This is a genomic window from Brucella pseudintermedia, assembly GCF_008932435.1.
In the GTDB taxonomy this organism is placed as follows: domain Bacteria; phylum Pseudomonadota; class Alphaproteobacteria; order Rhizobiales; family Rhizobiaceae; genus Brucella; species Brucella pseudintermedia.
Map to the genome: position 1 here is coordinate 1 of NZ_WBWE01000026.1, position 20,292 is coordinate 20,292.

Below are 20,292 nucleotides of genomic sequence, written 5' to 3' on the forward strand. Positions count from 1 at the left end.
TTTTACGAACGAAAGTTCCTGCCGGGCATGACCCAACCTCTTTGCAGCCGTCAGTGCGGTGTTGCATTCACCCCAATGACAAACGAGGCCGGAACGAAGTTTACCGTTCCGGCCTCAAATGTATAAGGCCGGGGCGAAAACGCACCGACCTTCCTGATCATCGCTTTCCTACCAGTGCCAGTACATCCGTGGTCAAAAGCATCAAGCGATGAAGGCTATTGCGAGCGACAGATGCGTTCCAGCGCTCTTGAGCAATGCCGTGATCCCCATATAGGTGCACATCTTGTCCAAAACAAGGTCGCGCAACAAATTAGTTCCGGCTTATTTCCTTTTCCCCGCCAGCACCTCACAGCCGGCGCGGACTCGAATCATTGACTTTTGAAAATCGCCGCATTTAAACACCTGTCACATTCCTGCAATGGATCGATCCTCCAGCGACCGCGTTACCCGGTGCGCCCTATTAGAAATCAAGAGTAAATCATGGCAAACGAAGATCTCGAAGCTCGGCATCTGGAGACTCTTGATCGTGACCTTGGCCGCTTCGCCAAGCTGGAAACGGCGGCGAGCTATGTATCCCGTCCACTCGTGGCACCCGGCATCGCTCTTGTTTTCATCATGCTTGCCGGGCTTGGAGCGGCGATGCTGCTTGGTCATTCCAGCCAGATGCTCATCGTCGTCGCAGCAGCCGTCTTTGGCGCCTACATGGCGTTGAATATCGGCGCCAATGACGTTGCCAACAACATGGGTCCGGCAGTGGGCGCCAATGCGCTGAGCATGGGTGGCGCGATTGCGATTGCTGCCGTTTTTGAAAGTGCGGGCGCGCTTATTGCAGGCGCGGATGTCGTCTCGACGGTTGCAACCGGCATCATCGCGCCCGATACGCTTGCAACCCCGGTCATGTTCATCTGGGCGATGATGGCAGCGTTGCTCGCCTCGGCGCTCTGGGTCAATCTTGCCACCTGGATCGGCGCTCCGGTTTCGACCACCCATGCGGTTGTCGGCGGCGTCGTCGGCGCGGGCATCGTTGCGGCTGGCTTTGGGGCGGTGAACTGGTCGCAGATGGCCGCCATTGCGGCAAGCTGGGTTATTTCGCCTGTGCTGGGCGCGATCATCGCCGCCGGCTTTCTTTGGCTGATCAAGGCCCGCATTGTCTATCGTGCAGATAAAATCGCGGCCGCGCGCGTATGGGTGCCTATCCTTGTCGGTGTTATGGCTGGCACTTTTGCAACCTATCTCATCATGAAGGGGCTGAAACAGCTGGTCGATATATCGATCGAAGTCGCCTTGATGATCGGCGTGGCTTTCGGGCTTGCAAGCTGGCTAACCTTGATCCCGGTCATTCGCCGCCAGTCGCAGGGGCTCGAAAATCGCAACAAGTCACTCAAAGTGCTGTTCAGCATCCCGTTGGTCGTTTCGGCGGCGCTGCTAAGCTTCGCCCACGGCGCAAACGACGTGGCCAATGCCGTCGGGCCGCTCGCGGCCATCGTTCAGACGTCACAGACCGGCGCATTGAATGAAGGTGTCGAGATTCCGCTCTGGGTCATGCTGATCGGCGCTTGTGGCATTTCGTTTGGCCTGTGCCTGTTTGGCCCCAAACTTATCCGGATGGTTGGCAACCAGATCACCAAGCTCAATCCGATGCGGGCCTATTGCGTGTCGCTTTCGGCTGCGATTACCGTCATTCTGGCCAGTTGGCTGGGGTTGCCCGTCAGTTCGACCCACATCGCCATCGGTGCGATCTTTGGCGTCGGGTTCTTTCGCGAATGGGATACGGAACGCCGGTTGAAGAAGGCTCGTCAAGCCCTGCCGCCTGAATCCATCCCGGTTGAAGAGCGTCGCCGCCGCAAGCTGGTCCGCCGTTCTCACGCGCTGACGATTGCCGCAGCCTGGGTGGTAACGGTTCCCGCCGCGGCGATACTTTCGGCCATTCTGTTTGCCTTGCTGAACCAGTTGCCTGTCGGAAACTCCTGATACAACGGACCAGCATCGGCCGGAAATTACAAAAGCCCCGAGCGTCCGGCCCGGGGCTTTTCCATGTAGTAGGAGTATCAGCCTGTTTGTTAGCTAGCGGAAACGAAAGCTGACATGCTTGTAATCAGCAGCATTCCTACCGTCGCGCCTGCATCTTGAAGTCCGACAGTCTTTTCCTGAAAAGCTGCGGCCTTGCCGTGTTGGGCCACCATCGTCTTGGTCGCTTCCAGCGCATCTTCGGCGGCTTTGGCAGCGGCAGCAAGCGCATTTGCCAGCGAGGCACCCGCTGTGGTTTGGGCTTCAAGCGTTACAGCAATCGGGTCCAGCACATCGAGCAGTGTCTTGTCGCCGACCTTCGCCTTGCCGCGCTCGGCGATGCCATCGCGGTAGGCGCGCCAGAAAGCGGCGATCTCTGCCGTGTCCAGCGCGTCAATGCCGTCACAGGCCTTGCTCGCCCGCAAAAAGCCGGTTGCAGTCAGTGTGCCCATAGTGGATGGCGCAACGCGCGCCATGGTGACGCCAGCCGTGCGCAGAAGCTTCGCGATGCCTGCCGCCTCGCCTTCGGCATGAAGAGCTTCGGCAGCGGCGGCAAAAGCCTTGCTCATGGTGATGCCAAGATCGCTGTCGCCAACCTTGCCGTCCAGCGCGATAAGGAACTCGCGCTGTTCTGCAAAAAGTTGCTTCCAGTTGTCGAAAAGACTGATGAGATCAGATGCAGTAATGACGTTCATGACTGCTCCTCAACCTGCAAAATGCTTGAAGAATGGCGTGTTGGCAGAAGCCGCGATCAACGGTTCCAGTTCTTCGTCGAGGTGCAGCACCGAAACCGATGCCCCGGCCATTTCCATGGAAGTGGCAAATTCTCCGACCCAAACGTGCCTGACCTTGACGCCACGCTGATCAAACAGCTGCGAAACCCGGCGGAACATGATGTAAAGCTCTTCCAGCGGTGTGCCGCCAAGGCCGTTGACCAGCACGGCAACTTCATCGCCCTTGGCATAGGTCTGTTCAGCGAAAATGCGCTCCATCAACTCGTCAATGACTGCATCTGCGCTGGCAAGCTTCTTGCGGCTGATGCCCGGTTCGCCATGGATGCCCATGCCGATTTCCATTTCGTCTTCACCGATGGAGAAGGTGGCGTGACCGATTTCCGGCACAACGCAGCTGGAAAGAGCTACACCCATCGTGCGTGTGCGCAGGCGCGCCTTGTCCGCAAGTCGCATCACTTCGTCGAGCGACAGGCCATTGGCGGCAGCTGCACCGGCAGCCTTATAGACGAAGAAGATACCGGCAACGCCGCGACGCTTGTGTTCTTCACCGACAACAGAGGAAGCCACGTCATCATTGCCGACAACCTGCTTCACGGTGATGCCATCGAGATCGGCAAGTTCTGCGGCCATATCGAAATTGATGATGTCGCCGCTGTAGTTACCGTAAATGTAGAGAACACCAGCGCCCTGATCGATAGCCTTGGTGACCTGATACATCTGCTCCGAGCTTGGCGATTGGAACACGCCGCCGACAGCCGCGCCATCAATCATGCCTTCGCCGATGTAGCCGAGGAACAGAGGCAGGTGACCGGAGCCGCCGCCCGTCGCAATACCGACCTTGCCGGGCTTGGTATTGGCTGTAACCATGCAACGCTTGTCATTGTCGACAAATGTAAGTTCGGGATGCGCCCGATAGATGCCTTCGAGCATCTCATCCACGAAATTGACGGGATCGTTCAGGAATTTCTTCATGATTTCCTCTTGAGAGTATCGGGTTATTTCTTGCGTTGGCGGGTGACGAAGAAGGCTGCAGCCAGCAGGATGAAGCAGCCCACGACGAGACGCTGCCATGTGCTGGGAATGCCCACGAGCACCAGAACACTGTTTATGACGGTGATGAGCAGCACGCCGAGAAGTGTGCCGACGACGGTGCCGGTTCCGCCGGTGATGCGCGCGCCGCCCAGAACCACAGCGGCGATGACGCTGATCTCTGTCCCGACGAAGTCGAAAGGGCTCGACTGGCGATTGGCGCAGACATGGATGATGCCCGCCAGCCCCGCCAGACCACCTGCATAGCCGAACAGAAAGATATGAATGGTACGCAGATTATAGCCAAGGCGGGCAGCAATCTGGCTGTTGCCGCCCATCGCGAAAATCGCGCGGCCCATCAAGGTACGGTTCAATATCCACCAGGTTAGGATTGCAGCCGCGGGCAGCACCAGAAAATAGAACGGCATGGTGATGGTGGCGCCGGTTGCCGATTCAAACTGAAACAGCGGCAGACGACCGAAGGCACCCATTGTCGGAGGCAGGGACATGATCCAGACGGTGCCGACAAAGGCAAGCAGGAAGCCGCGGAAAAGATATTGCGTGCCGATGGTGACGATCAACGACGGCACATTGAGGTGATGCACCAGCAGACCGTTGAGAACCCCAAGGAAAATGCCGCCCGCGATCGCCATCAGAATGATGAAGATGATCGGCAGTTCCGGCATATAAGACTGCACAAGAAGCGTCAGTGAATAGACCGTGGTGGCAGCAATGGCCGTAAACGAAACATCGATGCCGCCTGCGGCGAGAATGATGAAAACGCCAAGTGCGAACAGCCCCATCACCACACTCGCACGACCAATATCGATCAGCGTAGATGCTTGGAGGAAAGCCGGGTTGATGACTGAAACAATCGTGCAGATTGCCACGAGCAGAAAGAAGGTGATCGATTCCGGGCGCCTGCGAATGAATTCACCCAGCTTGAAAGGTTGGGCGCGAGCCAAATCCTTTTGGCCCAAATCCTGCTGATATTGCGACGCACTCATTGGACATATTCCTTCTGCGACGACATCATGGCTTGATAGAGCTGATCTTCGGTGGCCTGTGCCGCATCGAACTCTGCCACGATGCTGCCCGCGTTCATGACGAGAATGCGGTCTGCATTCTGCAAAAGTTCAGGCAGATCGTCGCTGACAATGATAAGGCCCATGCCGGCCTCGGCCAGCGCTTGAATTGCACGGTAAATCGTGTCTTTCGATCCCACATCGACGCCGACGGTCGGGCCGTGCAGCACCAGCAGCTTCGGGCCAATGCTCAACCAGCGGCCGATCAGGACGCGCTGCTGGTTGCCGCCCGAAAGCGCGCCAACCGGCAGGTCGAGATCGGTGGTGTTCAGCCGCATCTCTTTCATCAGCGAAGCGGCGATATTCCGGCCCTCTTTCTGATCGACGATGCCGAGGCTGTTGCAGAGCTTTTTGAAGATCAGCGCGATTTCGTTCTGAAAGATCGACTTGTCGAGGAAAAGGCCTTCTGCAAGCCGGTCTTCCGGCACATAGCCAATACCACGCTCAATGGCCTCCGCCGGGGTGCTGACTTTAGCTATCGCCCCTTCCAGATGGATCGAGCCTCTGTCGGCAGGCATAACGCCGGTGATCGCCATGGCAAGCTCGTTACGGCCGGAATCCGCAAGGCCTGTAATGCCGAGGATTTCGCCTTTGCGTAGCGTAAAGCCGATATCCCTGAAGCTGGATGCGGTAAGGCTCTCGAGCTTGAGCAGTTCGGCATCGCCGGGCTGCGCCGTGCGATAACGCTCCGCATCGATTTCCCTGCCGATCATCAGTTCGGAAAGCTGCTTCTTGGTGTAGTTTTCGATAGGGCCTTGTGCCACGCACTGGCCATCGCGGAAAACGACCGCATTGCCACCGATGCGATAGCATTCATCAAGCTTGTGGGTCACGAAAAGCACGGCAACGCGTTCGGCGCGCAGGCGCTCGACCACTTCAATCAGATTGTCCACTTCACGACGGGTCAGCGATGTCGTTGGCTCGTCCATGATGACGAGCTTGGCCCGCGTTGCAATGGCGCGCGAGATGGCAACAAGCTGGCGCGTGGCAAGCGGCAGCTCGGAAACGATCGTGTTCAGGAAGGCTTTATCGGTCGGAAGACCGACCGTGCTCAATGCGCGCTCCGCGGTCTCACGAAGCTGCGAAAGCTTGACCCTGCGAAACAGTCGGCCATTGCCTTCGACGAGCTGCTCATTCAGCGCTACATTTTCGGCAACAGTCTGGTTGGGAATAAGCGACAGATCCTGATAGACGGTCTCGATGCCGGCGGCGAGCGACTGGATCGGATTCAGCGCCGCATAGGTCTTGCCATCGAGAATAATCTCGCCTTCGCTGGGTGCATGCGCGCCGGACATGATCTTGATGACGGTGCTCTTGCCGCAACCATTTTCGCCCAGCAGATGATAGGCCTGCCCAAGGTCGATTGTCAGATCAATGCCGCGCAGCGCGTGAACGCCGCCAAACCGCTTATGGATGTTGCGCAGTTCGAGATAACGATCCGAAGACCGGTCGTTGCTCGTCCCATTCGTCGTCTTGGTTGACACGTTGAATTCCTTTGTCGCCGCGCGGATCACAAAAGCAACCGGGCTGGCTGTAGGATCGGTTGGCTGTAACAGCCGCCCGCTAATGTCTTGATTTTTTTAGTGGTTCACTCGGTCCAGGCACCCGGATGCAGCAGAGCATCCGGGCTTCTGACACCGTCGCATGTGGCTGAACGACGTCCACATGCGATGACCGGTCAGCCTGCTGTGGTGCTTTTAGAACAAATGTTCCTTGTAGGTGGCCTTGTCAGCGAGAACCATGCCGTTGCCGATGACGAGAAGGCCTTCGCCTGCACCCTTCTTCACGCGGACGCTGTTATAGCCTTCAACGCCCAGATCGGTGCCGTCCTTCACTTCCTTCTTTTCAAGGAACATGCGGGCAAGCGCGTTCATGGCCATACCGGCCTTCTGGGGATCCCAGAAGCCGATTGCAGTGATCGCACCCGATTCCAGAAGATCAGCCGACGGATTTGGCAGACCAGTGCCGACCAGGCAAACCTTGCCGCTCAAACCAGCTTCATCGATCGCACGACCGACGCCGAGAACATCGTTGCCGGCAGAGGTCTGGAAGCCCTTCAGGTCAGGGTGCTTGCGCAGGATTTCTTTGGCCTTTTCATAGGTGCCGTTGGCGTCGTCGAAGGATTCATTGTTCGGATCGACAAGCTGCATATCAGGATATTTCTTGGCATTTTCTTCGCCAGCGCCAACCCACTGCATATGCGTGCGGCTGCCGAGCGAGCCAACGAAAGTGGTCCACTTGCCGCTCTTGCCCATGCATTCTGCCAGACGTTCGTTGAGGGCAGAGCCGTAGTCGGCGTTATCGAATGCTTCAACGTCGGCCATGGTGTTGACCTGGTTGTCGGCCTCATGGGTCACCACAACGATGCCGCGTTCCATGGCGCGCTTGAAGGTGCCTTCGAGAACAGCCGGGTCCATCGGCACGACTGCCAGAGCGTTTACGCCCTTGGCGACGAGATCCTGTACAATCTGGAGCTGCTGCGCGGCGTCAGACGTTGCAGGACCGCTCTGCGTTGCGACCACATCGGGATTTGCCTTCTGATAGGCTTCGACACCGGTATTCATGCGGTCGAACCACGGAATACCGCTGATCTTGACGACGGTTGCGATAACCGGCTTTTCCTGTGCAACGAGCGTGCCGGCGCTGCCTGCAACAACAGCCGCGCCAATGATCGTGCCAGCGAGCAGTTTTTTTGTTTTTGCTTTCATTATTTCCTCCACACTTATTATCCCCCAGTGTCTATGCTCGGGTGCCTGAGGGATGCGCACCGATGTTCCCCTTCTGGCGGTTGCCGAGGGTAAAGAATCCCGCGATGTCGTATTTTCCGACTGCGAGGAATGCGAGCAGCAGCAGGCCCCAGGCAAAGTCGCGGACAAAATTGGAAAGGCCACCGAAGTTGAGCAGGCTGGACATAAGCTGCAGTGCGACCGCACTCAGCACCACGCAGATCACCCGGCCATAGCCGCCTTCGGGCTTAACACCCGCCATGACGGCGATGAGAATGGCGACCAGAAGATATGAGCTGCCATAGTCGAACTTCACATTAACATTGCGTGCAGCGATGATGACGCCAGCCAACCCCGCCAGCAGGCCACTGGTCGCATAGGTGGCAACCAGAACCCCATTGCGCGGGAAACCGGCGAAGACGGCGGCTTTCGGATTGGTTCCCATCAGCATGAGCCAGTAACCGTAGGGCGTGAAGCGCACGACCGCAGCGATCAACGCCGCTATGGCGATGAAGATGAGGAAGCTGATCGGAACTGCCAGAAACATGTCGTTGCCGATCCGCGACAGAAGATCGGGGCTGCCGACCATGACCGCGCGTCCACCCGAAACAACAACCGCAAGTCCCGTGAAAGCCATCTGCGTGCCGAGCGTGCAAAGGATCGGAGTGATATTGAAACGCGCGATCAATACGCCGTTGATGATGCCGCCAGCGAGGCCAATCACCAGCGCCAGCCCGATGAAGGCAAGGCTGAAACCGATCTGGTTTTCGGCGCTGGAGATGAACACCGACACGACCACCGCGGAAAGCACACCAGCCAAATTGGCTAGCGCGATCCCGGAAAGATCAATCCCGCCATTGCCAGCGCACATGGCCAGCATGACACCGATTGCCAGAAGTCCGATCTCCGGCACCTGGCCGGCCATGGATTGCAGATTGAACAGGGAAAGGAAGGAACCTCCCGAGATATACGCGCCAAGAGCGAGCAATCCCAGATTAATGACAACAAGCATGGCAAGCTGATTGCTTGTCTTCTGCATGGTCTCCTCCCACCATGTTTAGTAAATAGAATTTTTATTCACTAAATAAATGACGAGAAGGTTTAGCGCTGTCAAGCGCAATATCTACAAGTTTCCATTGCCTGTGGAGGATTTTTCCCCTAATCGGTTTAAAAAGCGTTCAATTTGTTTACTAAACTATCGACCCGTATCATGATGGAAAAAGGGCATTCAGCTGGAAAGGAGAAGGAGCCCGTTCATCCTTGATTTGGAGCTCACGCCGGCAACATATTGAATCTGATGCCCTTAACGGATTTGAAGTTCCCGAGAGCAGATGTCATACAAATCGCAGGCGCTTTCATTTCTGAAGCCTGCCATCCTCAACCGACTGCCTACAAACGTGCGGAGCACATGAAAAAGAAAAAGTCTTTTACGATAAGAGACATCGCAGAGACGGCCGGAGTTTCCCCGGCAACGGTTTCTCTTGTGCTCAACGGTAAGGGAGAAATTTCGGGCGAAACGCGAGCGCGCGTCCTCGAAGCTGTTTCCAAGCTGAACTATGTTCCGCGCGCATCAAAGACTGCGCCAAGCAGCGGAGAGACGATCCGCTTTCTGAAGATTGCCAAACACGGTGAAACGGTCAACCGCGATCACAGCGTTTTTATCTCGGACTATATCGACGGTATGTCCTCGGAAGCGACACGCCGAAATTACACGCTAGAAGTGGTGAGCTTCGACGGGCAACCGATCAGTGCAGTGGCGGAATCGCTCGCCGGAGCACCCGTGCGCGGCGTAATCGCGCTTGGGACCGAGCTGTCGGCGGCAGACATCCACATGATACAGGGCCTTGGTCTGCCCACCGTCTTTATCGACACATTTTATGAGGTCATTGAAGCCAATTTCGTCGATATGAACAATGAGGACGCCGTCTTCAAGGTTTTGTCGCGCTTCAAGCAGCTTGGGCTTTCGCGGATCGGCTTCGTTGCCAGCCATACGGAGACAACAAACTTCCGCCTTCGCCGTGATGCATTTTTCAAGAACATGCAGCGACTGGACCTGAAGGTTCTGGAGCGCGATGTCCTTTCGGTTGAATCGACCTATGAAGGTGCTCATCGCGATACCTGCGCGATGCTGCATTCAGGACTCGATCTGGCCGAGTGCTATTTCTGCACGAACGATATCATCGCCTATGGTTTCATCCGGGCACTGAAAGGCAAGGGACTTCGTATTCCTGACGATGTTTCAGTGATCGGCTTCGATAATCTGCCGCAAAGTGCGACCATGGAACCGGGCCTGACAACTGTTGATGTCTCCAAACGAAAAATCGGAAATCTTGCCGTCACGGTCCTCGACGATTTGATCAACACTGCCGAACCGCAGCCGCCGGTAAAGATTCTGGTTGGAGCCAACCTGATCCTGCGTGGAAGTGAGGCCGCCCTTCCCCAAAAGAACGCCAGACATCGCGAGTTCAGCTAGAGCGGCGGGCATCCGATGCGGTCACGGATCTCCGTTCGGCCACGGCAAGTGGTTGCTGCAAAAGGAATACGAGGGGAGAGCCACACTCTTGCTGCTCACGCCTCTCCAGCACGGGATAGCCGCTGGATTGAGCGCCCAGAAAATGCTTCAATCTCATGGCCAGATTCATAAACAAGTTCGCATAACCGAAATCCAAGGAGATTGGCATGAGCGTGCATTTTGCCCCGCAGTTGACCGTGTGCGGGATCGAGGAACTCCCCGAACAGCGGGCGCGCAAAGTCACACATGTCCTTTCGCTGGTCGATCCCGACCTTCCTGAACTGGATGCGTTCCAGACTTTCGAGCAGCATCATCGCGTGACGCTGCGCTTTCACGACATCATCAACGCCGCCGACAATCACACAATGCCGACGCCCGACCATATGAGCGCCATTCTCCAGTTCGGCTCGGAATTTCTTGCTGCGCAAAACCCGGAAGCGCCGGGCCACCTGCTGGTCCATTGCCATATGGGCGTGTCGCGTTCGACGGCGGCCATGGTTTCACTCATGGCGCAGGGCAATCCGGATGAGAGCGCTGAAAGCCTTTTCACCCGCCTTGTTGCCATTCGCCCGCAGGCTTGGCCGAATTCACAGATGATCGGCTTTGCCGACGAACAGCTTGGCCGCAAAGGCGAGCTGACCAGCGCATTGCGCAGGCATTACGGACGCCAGATCGAACGTAATCCGCAATATACGGAATGGATGACAATGCTGGGCCGTCAGGCCGAGCTGCAGATGGCACTCCGTCACTAGAGCAGTTCCAGCGAAAGTGTGAAACGGCTTTGCGTCGGGCGCACTTCCAATCCTGTCATTCAGTTGCATCGCCGGCAAGTTTCGTGATCTTGCCGGGAGGCGTCAGAGGTTCGGGAACCGGAACGCCTGTCAGCAACTGGTCGGTGCCGGAATAGATGTTGCCCTGCACCTGCGCTGTGAGTCGCTCCGCGTCACGCAAGCGAATATCGCGCAGCGTATCCTCCGCGACCACATCGTCCAGCCCCAGCTCGCAGAGCGCTTCCTTTCCGAAAAGCAGCGCGGACTCGAATGTTTCGCGCAGTTCGAAATCCACTCCCGCTTTCAACAACTCGATGGAATGCGTACGGTAATAGGAACGCACCATGAGCTTTGCTGCCGGGAAATGCGTCCTGGCCAGCTCGACAATGCGGTTAGCCGTTTTCCGGTCGTCCACGCATACCATGATGATTTCCGCTTCATCCGCGCCTGAATGATGCAGAATGTCGAGCCGCGATCCATCGCCGTAGAATATCTTGAAACCGAACCGCCCTGCTTCGCGGATGCGATTGGGATCGGCTTCGATAATCGAGACATCCGATCTTTGTGCGAGCAGCAATTGCGATGCAATCTGCCCGAAGCGTCCAAAGCCGATCATCAGCACCCGGCCTTTCAGGTTGCGCGCCGTTTCAACGCCTTCGAGAGATGGCGCTTCCTCGCGCAGGAGCCTGGAACCCAGAATGAGAACGAATGGCGTCACGGCCATCGACAGAATGATGACAGTTGAGAACAGCGCATTGTCATGCGCCGAAATCAGCTCATTTCCAAAGGCAGATGTATAAAGCACGAAGGCGAATTCCCCGCCCTGCGCAAAAAGCAGCGTCCGTTCGAGCGCCGAGCGGTGGCTGGAGCCGAAAATACGGGCGACAGCATAGATGCCGATTGCCTTGGTGATCACATAGGCGACGAGGAAGATGAGAACCGAGGGCCAGTCCGATGCAACCACGCCAAGATCGAGCGACATGCCGACAGCCAGAAAGAACAGCCCCATCAGGAGCCCTTTAAACGGCTCGATGTCGCTTTCGATCTGGTGCCGGTAACTGGAACCCGACAGCATCACCCCTGCCAGGAAAGCACCCATCGCCATGGAAAGGCCGCTCGCTTCCATAAGCAAGGCAGCCCCAAGCACAACAATCAACGCACCGGCCGTCAGCACCTCGCGCGCCCTTGCGCGAGCGAGCAAGGAAAAGAAGGGATCGAGCAGCCAGCGCCCGACAACGACCAGCAGCAAAATCGAGCCTGCGGCTGTCGCAATGCCCAGGATTCCACCCGATTCATGCTGTGAAGGGGAAAGGAACGCGACGAGAGCCAGCAACGGCACGATCATCAGGTCTTCGAGCAGGAGGATGGAGACAGCCTTCTGACCGTCCGGCGTGGCAATCTCCCCCCGCTCCTGCAACATCGACATGATGACAGCCGTGGAAGAGAGCACAAAGCCGGAGCCCGCGATCAGAGCGGTTATCGGCGGCAAGCCCAGAAGAACGCCTGCGCCGGTAAGAAGGGTGATGCAGCCCAAAACCTGCGCAAGACCCAGACCGAATATCTGCTGCCGCATTGCCCAGAGCTTGCCGGGACGCATTTCCAATCCGATGACGAACAGAAACATGACCACGCCAAGTTCGGAAAAATGCAGGATCGTCGCGGGATCGGTGAAGAAGCCGAAAACCGACGGCCCGACCAAAGCACCGGCGGCGAAATATCCGAGCACCGAACCGAGACCCAGCTTGCGAAACAGCGGCACCGCCACAACACCGGCCGCGAGCAGGACAACAGCAGGCCCCAGTGTCTGTCCAAGTCCTTCAGTGGCCATGTGGTCTCCGTGTCGGGATTTATTTGTTCGGTCTTCCTAATATACCCGGTCAATAAAAACTGAACAATTAACGCATTCCCGTCAACCGGATTGCCGAGCGTCTGGCCGGTTTTGCCAGCGGGCCGGTCGCAAGCGCTCGAAAGGCTTCTGTCGCCCGGAAAGAACTGCTTTTCCGGTCTTCGCTCGCCGCGCTCCAGAGCGCTGCATTCAGCGCCGCGCCATTGTGCAATCGCGCCGCGGTTCCCCGTCAGTCCTTTCATTATAATTTGATTTGCAATTCAAATTATTTTGTGTCTTAATCATTGCATGATTTCAGACACTCCCCGTTCGCAATTTGGCATTCGCTTTTCGCTGCTGGCGCGCCGCTGGCGGCGTGCGCTCGACATCCGGCTGGCCGAAGCCGGATTGACCGATGCCACCTGGGTTCCGCTTGTCCATCTTCACCAGACCGGCGGCGGCCTGACGCAAAAGGAACTGGCCGCACTGGTCGGGATAGATGGCTCCAGCCTCGTGCGCCTTCTCGACATTCTGTGCCGTCAGGGGCTGGCGGAACGCCGCGTCGATGAAAGGGACAGCCGCGCAAGGCTGGTTCACCTGACCGAGCAAGGGGAAAAGCGGGTTGCTGAAATTCGTCAGGAACTGGCAAAGGGTGAAAGAGAAATGCTGGCCGACCTGTCGGACGACGACATTAAAACCATGCTTCGCAGCTTCGAGAGCATCGAGCACCGGCTGTCACAGATACAATCCGACCGCGAGCAGGATGCTGAACAATGAAAGCGGACGGTTTTCTTTCCGGGCGGTACGATGCCGCCCGTAACCTGTTGAAGCCACAGCAGTTTCGGGAAAGCATCGCTCTTGCGGGCCAGCCGTCGCTCCGAAATTCGTCGCTTGCGGGACTTCAGGCTGCGGCCACGGTTGCGATCGCGCTTCCACTGGTCAGCCTGTCGCCGTGGTCGCATCTGATCGGCTTTGCCTCGCTTGGCTCGCTCGTCGCTCTGTTTGGCCGGTTCGCTCCCGAGGCAAAACGCGAATGGATCGTTTTCCTGTGCGCGATCTGCCAGACGCTGGCGGTATTTTTCATGTCGCTGGCAGCATGGGCCGGTTTGCCCTTGCCCGGCCAGCTTCTGTTGCTGGCGCTTTCTGCGGGCATATTCTCCTTCGTAACCGTCACCGGAAAATTCGGACCGCCCGGCGCGCTCATATTCATCTTCGCAGCCGGTGCCTCCATGGCACCCGTCGGATCGCTGCACGATGTTTTTGAACGGACCGCCGCGACAGCAATCGTCTCCGTTCTCGCCTGCCTGATCTGCGCCCTGACCGAAAAATTTCGTCATCAGGCGTCGCCGGAACGGCCATTTCCCTCCGAGCCGCCGCGGCCGGCCTCGCACCGGCTGATTGCCGCCGCCCGGATTGCGCTTGGCGCTGCGATTGCGGCCCTCACCGCCCATGCTCTGGGCGCCGCGCATCCCGCCTGGGCTGCCATGGGCGCTGTCGCGGTGATGCAGGGCGCGCATCTGCATATCAGCATGAACCGGGCCTTGCAGCGCATGGCGGGTACGCTTCTGGGCGCCTTGCTCACGTGGCTGGTGCTCGCGCAAGGCCCCAGCCTCTGGTCCGTCATTGCAATTCTGGCCGGGCTGCAATTTGCCACCGAGGTCATCATCGGCACCAATTATGCGCTGGGACAGATCCTGGTGACGCCGATGGCGCTCCTGATGACCTATCTGGCGACACCGGGAGTCCCGCACGACGGCATGATTTCCGAACGTATCCTCGATACGTTTCTGGGGGCTGCCCTGGCGATCGTCTTCGCGGTGATCTGCTCCAATCGCGATGACCGGATTTTTCTCGCGGAGCATCGGGCTCGGAAATGATCCGCATACGAAAAAGGCGCCTCGCGGCGCCTTTTTGCTAAGTTATCAATCGGCCGACCCATATCAAAATGCACGCGCCGATGAAGCCCGCGATCAGATAGCCCAGCCAGCCGCCGAACGAAACACCGAGAAGTCCGAAGATAAAACTCGCCACGGCTGCGCCGATGATACCGAGGATAATATTCATGAATATCCCGGTGTTGCTGTTCATGAAATTGGAGGCAATCCAGCCGGCAAGACCGCCGATGATGATTGCCGCAATCCAGCCTATTCCTGCGCTTCCCATCGGGAACCCTCCTGATTACAAACCGGCGGGCACCTTGCCGCCGTTATCCTTGAGTTTCTGAATGACCTGCTTGTGCAGCCACATATTCATCGTCGCGGAATCGCCCGTATCGCCGGTATAGCCGAGCTCCTTGGCCAGCTCCTTGCGATGTTCCAGGCTGCTGTCGAGGCCCAGAGCCTTCATCAGATCGACGATCGAAGTCTTCCAGTTGAGCTTCTGGCCGCTCTTGGCGACGGCAGCATCAAGAATAGCGCCGACGTCGACGGTGCCAGCAGCAGCGGGCGCGGACGAGGCCGGAGCGGACGATGCCGGAGCAGCAGCGCTCGGCGAAGCGGTTGGCGTGGGCGCTGCCGAAGTGGCCGTTTCCGTAGCAGGAGTTGCTGCCTGCGCCTCTCCCCAAATCGCGTTCTTAATCTTGTCGAAAATCCCCATCACGAACTCCAATCGTTGAAAAATCGATATCCCCCAAACTCCCGACTTGTGAGGATCGGAAACCTGGACGCAGTAAATCATCCGGTGATTCCCGGACGAACGCTCGAATTAAATGAACACGGAGCGGTTTTGTTCCCTATAAAGTTGTAACAGAAGATTTCATCCGGATATAACGGCGCCGTGGCATGACTGTCACGGCGCCGGTCCGGCGTGCGGGTTCCGCCCAATGATCTTCGCCGCACATATCGTCAGCCCGAAACATTCCCCTATCTTGTTATGCGTCAGCCACGAACAAGGGAGAGGCCGGGCGTGCACCAGCAGCTTGTTACGTTCAATGCCGGTTCTTCAAGCGTCAAGATCGGCACATTCGCTTCCGACGGACAGCAAATTCGAAAACTGGCGCGGGGCGAGATCGACCTGAACGCATCTCCTGTGACCTTTCGGTTGCGCAGCGAAAACGTGAAGCTGGACATTGCCCTGACCTCTGCGGGGACTGCGAATATCGTCAGCATTCTGGAAGAACTGTTCGCGCGATTGTCCGATCATGTCAGCCCCGAAAACATTCTTGCCATCGGCCACCGCGTCGTCTTTGGCGGCGATGAATTTGCCGGGCCGATATTGCTGGACGACGAACATATCGAGGCTATCGAGAGCCTTTCCATTTACGCGCCGCTTCACCAGCCGAAAAGCACAGCTCTGATAAGGGCCGTTCGCAAGCTCCTTCCCCATCTTCCCCAAGCGGCTTCCTTCGATACCGCCTTCCACCAGACCATAGCGGATAAGGTCAGGCGCTTTGCGGTTCCCGGTGCGCTCCATGAGCGCGGAATAAAGCGATATGGCTTTCATGGCTTGTCCTACCAATCCATCATCGAGAATTTTTCCCGGCAAGAGCCGGAACTTGCCCGCGGGAAGATTGTCGCCGCACATCTGGGAAGCGGAGCAAGCCTGTGCGCCATGGATGGAGGGAAAAGCGTCGACACCAGCATGAGCTTTTCAACGCTTGACGGTATTCCGATGGCGACCCGTTGCGGCACGCTCGATCCGGGCGTTCTTCTGCATCTGCTGCAGCAGGAAAACATGAAAGCCGACGCGCTTTCGGACCTGCTCTATCATCGCTCCGGTCTTCTTGGGCTGTCCGGCATAAGCGGCGATACGCGCGATCTGCTCGCAAGCGACGATGCCCGTGCGCGGGAAGCCCTCGATATTTTCACCGCGCGCATTGCCGGCGAAACCTGCCGGCTCGCCGCGACGCTCGGCGGTCTCGATGCCCTCATCTTCACCGCAGGTATCGGGGAACATCAGCCCGCGATCCGCAAGGCGGTCTGCGAGCGTCTTTCATGGCTTGGTTTGGAAATGGACGCTTCCGCCAACCAGAACAATGCCTTTCGGATATCAAAACCATCCTGCAAGGTAGCGGCGTTCGTGCTTGCTACCGATGAGGAACAGATCATCGCCTCCCAGACACTGGACGCCCTTCGGAACACCGCGGCAGCGGTGCCCGTCGCGTCTGCCTGACAATTCCGCGAAGGAGACACAGCATGACCAAAGCACCTGTCCAAGGCCCTTTGACACCACAGCAGCTTGCGCTGATAGATCGCTATTGGAAAGCGGCCAACTACCTTTCGGTCGGGCAGATTTACCTGATGGACAATCCCCTGCTGCGCAAACCGCTGGAGCCGCAGCACATCAAGCCAAGACTGCTCGGCCACTGGGGCACGACGCCCGGCCTCAATTTCATTTATGCGCACCTCAATCGCATCATCACGGAAAGAGAAGCCGATATAATCTACATATGCGGACCGGGGCATGGCGGTCCGGGCATGGTCGCGAACACCTATCTGGAAGGTTCCTATTCAGAAATCTATCCAACCGTCAGCGAGGATGAGGCAGGGATGCGCAGACTGTTCCGGCAGTTTTCCTTTCCCGGCGGCGTCCCAAGCCATGTCGCGCCGGAAACGCCGGGGTCGATCCATGAAGGCGGGGAACTGGGATATGCGCTCGTCCACGCCTATGGCGCCGCTTTCGACAACCCTGACCTGGTGGTCGCCTGCGTGGTTGGCGATGGCGAAGCAGAAACGGGTACGCTCGCCGCCTCGTGGCATTCCAACAAGTTTCTCAATCCCGCACGCGACGGTGCCGTGCTGCCGATCCTTCATCTGAACGGCTACAAGATCGCAAATCCCACCGTCCTCGCGCGTCTTTCCGATGACGACCTCGCCAGCCTTTTCAAAGGCTACGGCTATGAGCCTTTCTTCGTCGAGGGCAGCGAACCCGAAGCCATGCATCAGCAGATGGCAGCAACCCTCGAGACGATCTTCACGCAGATCGCGAAAATCAAGAAAAATGCCGATATAAAATCACCGGATCGCCCGCGCTGGCCGATGATCATTCTGCGCAGTCCGAAAGGCTGGACAGGCCCGAAGGAAGTCGACGGGCTCGTCGTCGAGAATTTCTGGCGCTCGCATCAGGTACCCGTTGCCAATTGCCGGGAAAACGATGCCCATCGCAAAATTCTTGAAGACTGGATGAGAAGCTATGATCCGGAGGACCTGTTTGACGAGAAAGGTGCGCTGAAGCCGGAGCTGCGCGCGCTGGCCCCGAAAGGCGATTTCCGCATGGGCGCCAATCCGCACGCAAATGGCGGCTTGCTTCGCAAGGAATTGCATACGCCCGACTTCCGGCAATATGCCGTCGAGGTGAGCGAACCGGGCGCGATTGAGGCGCAGTCCACCAAGATACTCGGCGAATATCTGCGCGACGTGCTGAAGCTCAATGAGCCGGAAAAGAATTTCCGCGTGTTCGGTCCCGATGAGACCGCTTCGAACCGTCTGAGCGCCGTCTTCGACGCCAGCGACCGCGTATGGATGGCTGAAACCCTCGACATAGACGACCACCTTTCAGCCGATGGTCGCATCATGGAAGTGCTGAGCGAGAACCTCTGTCAGGGCTGGCTGGAAGGCTATCTGCTCACCGGAAGGCACGGATTTTTCTCCTGCTACGAAGCCTTCATCCATATTGTGGATTCCATGTTCAACCAGCACGCTAAATGGCTGCAAGTCGCGCGCGAACTGAAATGGCGAAAACCGATTTCATCGCTCAACTATCTTCTGACGTCTCATGTCTGGCGTCAGGATCATAACGGCTTTTCGCATCAGGACCCCGGCTTTGTCGATCTGGTGGCCAATAAAAGCGCCGATATCATCCGCGTGTATTTTCCGCCGGATGCCAATACGCTGCTGTGGGTGACCGATCACTGCCTCAAGACCTGGAATCGCGTCAACGTTATCGTGGCGGGGAAACAGCCCGAGCCGCAATGGCTATCGATGGACGACGCCGTGCGTCATTGCGAAGCCGGTCTCGGCATATGGGATTGGGCCGGAACCGAGGACGGTCTGGAACCGGATATCGTCATGGCCTGCGCGGGGGACGTTCCGACAATGGAAACGCTTGCCGCGGTCGATCTCCTGCGCCAGTCCTTGCCCCATCTGCGCATCCGCGTGGTCAATGTCGTGGACCTGATGGTCCTCCAGTCACCGCAACACCACCCGCACGGCATTGCCGACGAGGAATTCGACCGGATTTTCACCACCAACCGGCCCGTCATCTTTGCCTATCACGGCTATCCTTATCTCATTCACCGACTGGTCTATAAACGCACCAATCATCCCAATTTCCACGTGCACGGTTTTATCGAACAGGGAACGACGACGACGCCTTTCGATATGACGGTGCTCAACGAACTGGACCGGTTTCATCTGGCCATCGCCGCTGTCAAGCGGCTGCCAATCAGCGATGATGTCGCCGCTCCCCTGATCGACAGTTTCGAGGAGAAGCTGGTCCTGCACAAAGGTTACGTGCGCGAACATGGTGAGGACATGCCGGAAATCCGGAATTGGAAATGGGGGGCGCGACCGTAAGGGCAACCGCGCGAGATCCTTATGGCTGTATGCGTTTGCGAGCCACAATATAGGGACGATTATCATTGCCCCTCGCGGCATGGCGTTCGACCGCAAGAATATCGAAGCCCGCGGCAGATATTTGCCGGCTCAGTTCCGTTGCCCCGAAGGCGCTCGCATAGGGCGCCATGCCGATCACGCGCATCGCGGGCAAGAGCGCCAGCCGGATCAGCGGGTTCATGTCGCCCACGCAAGGCGTTTTGGAAATGAACAAGCCTCCCGGCTCAAGCAGAGTATGGATCGAGCGCAGCGTGCCCGACAGGTCGCGAACCAGATGGAGATAGTTGAAACCAAGAACTACGTTGAACCGCGCCGCCTCTGAGGCAAGCGTCTGCGCAGTCGCCGTTCGGAAGGTGAGAGCCGGGATCGGGGCAGCGGCAAGCTTTTCGTCGGCAATCGCGATCATTCCGACCGAGAAGTCTGTCGCGACGTAACCCTGCACAGCGCCTGCGAGCTTGAGCGCTGTTGTTCCCGTGCCGCAACCCAGCTCCAGCACCTTGTCACTTGTTCCAAGCAAAGCTCGGGTCCGGTCCAGCGTGCGCTCATAGCCGGCCTGATCCGCGATCTTGCCCAAGGCATATTTCCGCGACGTCCGATCCCAGAAACGCGCATCGCTTGCTGTGCTCATGACGGGCCGTCTCCCCACCACCTTTGCACGCATCAATACTGGAGAAATACCGTTGCGTGAAGTGGTCGCCTTCACGAGGCTTAATCTGTTGAAAGATTTTTCCGTGTGCGAATAACTGCTTTATCTCACGGCACCGCTGCAACTCCATGGCGGACGTGCTCGGGAAAAGGGTTCCCGTTAAAACGCAATCCGGCCGCAGCCGCTTCGAGGCCCACGTTTCCCGACAGCGGGCTTTTGCCTTGCGAGGTTGTCAAAACACAAAAGCCCCGCGTTTTGTTGCGGGGCTTTGTATGTGATTTTGGTTGCGGGGGCAGGATTTGAACCTGCGGCCTTCAGGTTATGAGCCTGACGAGCTACCGGGCTGCTCCACCCCGCGCCAGGGTGTTTGTTTTAGAACCGGTTGGGTATTTTTTGCGTTTAGCGCT

General features: G+C 57.6%; 17 protein-coding genes, 1 tRNA gene and 1 pseudogene. 7 read left to right on the forward strand and 12 right to left on the reverse strand.

What is annotated here, in order from left to right:
- The first annotated feature begins 480 nt into the window (after positions 1 to 480).
- A complete protein-coding gene (locus tag F9K78_RS21415) occupies positions 481 to 1,971 on the forward strand; it encodes an inorganic phosphate transporter (protein WP_121981870.1) in 1,491 nt (496 codons plus the stop codon).
- Between the two features lie 89 nt (positions 1,972 to 2,060).
- Here the strand turns inward: F9K78_RS21415 and F9K78_RS21420 are convergent, their stop codons facing one another.
- The 6 genes from F9K78_RS21420 to F9K78_RS21445 all read right to left on the reverse strand — a co-directional run bounded on the left by F9K78_RS21420 (position 2,061) and on the right by F9K78_RS21445 (position 8,620).
- Entirely contained in the window at positions 2,061 to 2,702 is a 642-nt protein-coding gene (locus F9K78_RS21420) for a dihydroxyacetone kinase family protein (RefSeq protein ID WP_121981869.1), read from the reverse strand.
- Between the two features lie 9 nt (positions 2,703 to 2,711).
- The gene (locus tag F9K78_RS21425; RefSeq protein ID WP_121981868.1) at positions 2,712 to 3,713 is read right to left on the reverse strand and encodes a dihydroxyacetone kinase subunit DhaK; all 1,002 of its coding nucleotides are present in this window, start codon (positions 3,711 to 3,713) and stop codon (positions 2,712 to 2,714) included.
- A 23-nt stretch (positions 3,714 to 3,736) separates the two neighbouring features.
- Complete coding sequence (locus F9K78_RS21430) at positions 3,737 to 4,777, reverse strand: ABC transporter permease (protein ID WP_121981867.1); 1,041 nt, start codon at positions 4,775 to 4,777, stop codon at positions 3,737 to 3,739.
- Positions 4,774 to 6,339, reverse strand: coding sequence for a sugar ABC transporter ATP-binding protein (locus F9K78_RS21435; RefSeq protein WP_121981866.1), 1,566 nt, complete (start codon positions 6,337 to 6,339; stop codon positions 4,774 to 4,776). Before F9K78_RS21435 ends, F9K78_RS21430 begins: the two co-directional genes overlap by 4 nt.
- Positions 6,340 to 6,552: 213 nt before the next feature.
- Positions 6,553 to 7,563, reverse strand: coding sequence for a substrate-binding domain-containing protein (locus F9K78_RS21440; protein ID WP_121981865.1), 1,011 nt, complete (start codon positions 7,561 to 7,563; stop codon positions 6,553 to 6,555).
- 31 nt (positions 7,564 to 7,594) lie between these two features.
- Positions 7,595 to 8,620 (reverse strand): ABC transporter permease, encoded by a 1,026-nt coding sequence (locus F9K78_RS21445; RefSeq protein ID WP_121981864.1) that lies wholly within the window; start codon positions 8,618 to 8,620, stop codon positions 7,595 to 7,597.
- A 369-nt stretch (positions 8,621 to 8,989) separates the two neighbouring features.
- On the opposite strand from F9K78_RS21445, the gene F9K78_RS21450 reads away from it, so the two are divergent.
- Positions 8,990 to 10,054 carry a LacI family DNA-binding transcriptional regulator gene (locus F9K78_RS21450; protein ID WP_121981863.1) on the forward strand — a complete coding sequence of 355 codons (1,065 nt, stop codon included), beginning with the start codon at positions 8,990 to 8,992 and terminating at the stop codon, positions 10,052 to 10,054.
- A 206-nt stretch (positions 10,055 to 10,260) separates the two neighbouring features.
- Entirely contained in the window at positions 10,261 to 10,845 is a 585-nt protein-coding gene (locus tag F9K78_RS21455; protein ID WP_121981861.1) for a tyrosine phosphatase family protein, read from the forward strand.
- A 55-nt stretch (positions 10,846 to 10,900) separates the two neighbouring features.
- Here F9K78_RS21455 and F9K78_RS21460 read toward each other — a convergent pair whose 3' ends face one another.
- Together F9K78_RS21460 and F9K78_RS22295 are read right to left on the reverse strand one after the other, a co-directional pair.
- Positions 10,901 to 12,691, reverse strand: a complete 1,791-nt coding sequence (locus F9K78_RS21460) for a monovalent cation:proton antiporter-2 (CPA2) family protein (protein WP_151682733.1) — start codon at positions 12,689 to 12,691, stop codon at positions 10,901 to 10,903.
- 67 nt (positions 12,692 to 12,758) lie between these two features.
- Positions 12,759 to 12,929: pseudogene (locus F9K78_RS22295) on the reverse strand (hypothetical protein); the annotation flags it as partial.
- A 68-nt stretch (positions 12,930 to 12,997) separates the two neighbouring features.
- Between F9K78_RS22295 and F9K78_RS21465 the strand changes: the two are divergent.
- Together F9K78_RS21465 and F9K78_RS21470 are read left to right on the forward strand one after the other, a co-directional pair.
- The gene (locus F9K78_RS21465; RefSeq protein ID WP_121981859.1) at positions 12,998 to 13,465 is read left to right on the forward strand and encodes a MarR family winged helix-turn-helix transcriptional regulator; all 468 of its coding nucleotides are present in this window, start codon (positions 12,998 to 13,000) and stop codon (positions 13,463 to 13,465) included.
- Entirely contained in the window at positions 13,462 to 14,565 is a 1,104-nt protein-coding gene (locus tag F9K78_RS21470) for an FUSC family protein (RefSeq protein WP_121981858.1), read from the forward strand. The genes F9K78_RS21465 and F9K78_RS21470 overlap by 4 nt, the downstream gene beginning before the upstream one ends.
- 37 nt (positions 14,566 to 14,602) lie before the next feature.
- On the opposite strand, the gene F9K78_RS21475 is transcribed toward F9K78_RS21470, so the two are convergent.
- Positions 14,603 to 14,851 carry a GlsB/YeaQ/YmgE family stress response membrane protein gene (locus F9K78_RS21475; protein WP_121981857.1) on the reverse strand — a complete coding sequence of 83 codons (249 nt, stop codon included), beginning with the start codon at positions 14,849 to 14,851 and terminating at the stop codon, positions 14,603 to 14,605.
- A 15-nt stretch (positions 14,852 to 14,866) separates the two neighbouring features.
- Positions 14,867 to 15,283, reverse strand: a complete 417-nt coding sequence (locus F9K78_RS21480; protein WP_121981856.1) for a DUF3597 domain-containing protein — start codon at positions 15,281 to 15,283, stop codon at positions 14,867 to 14,869.
- Positions 15,284 to 15,592: 309 nt separating this feature from the next.
- On the opposite strand from F9K78_RS21480, the gene F9K78_RS21485 reads away from it, so the two are divergent.
- Together F9K78_RS21485 and F9K78_RS21490 are read left to right on the forward strand one after the other, a co-directional pair.
- Positions 15,593 to 16,798 carry an acetate/propionate family kinase gene (locus F9K78_RS21485; RefSeq protein ID WP_121981855.1) on the forward strand — a complete coding sequence of 402 codons (1,206 nt, stop codon included), beginning with the start codon at positions 15,593 to 15,595 and terminating at the stop codon, positions 16,796 to 16,798.
- 23 nt (positions 16,799 to 16,821) lie between these two features.
- Positions 16,822 to 19,200, forward strand: a complete 2,379-nt coding sequence (locus F9K78_RS21490) for a phosphoketolase family protein (protein ID WP_121981854.1) — start codon at positions 16,822 to 16,824, stop codon at positions 19,198 to 19,200.
- Positions 19,201 to 19,219: 19 nt separating this feature from the next.
- Here F9K78_RS21490 and F9K78_RS21495 read toward each other — a convergent pair whose 3' ends face one another.
- Positions 19,220 to 19,867, reverse strand: coding sequence for a class I SAM-dependent methyltransferase (locus F9K78_RS21495; RefSeq protein ID WP_121981853.1), 648 nt, complete (start codon positions 19,865 to 19,867; stop codon positions 19,220 to 19,222).
- Positions 19,868 to 20,166: 299 nt separating this feature from the next.
- A tRNA-Met gene (locus F9K78_RS21500) sits at positions 20,167 to 20,243 on the reverse strand.
- Between the last annotated feature and the right edge of the window lie 49 nt (positions 20,244 to 20,292).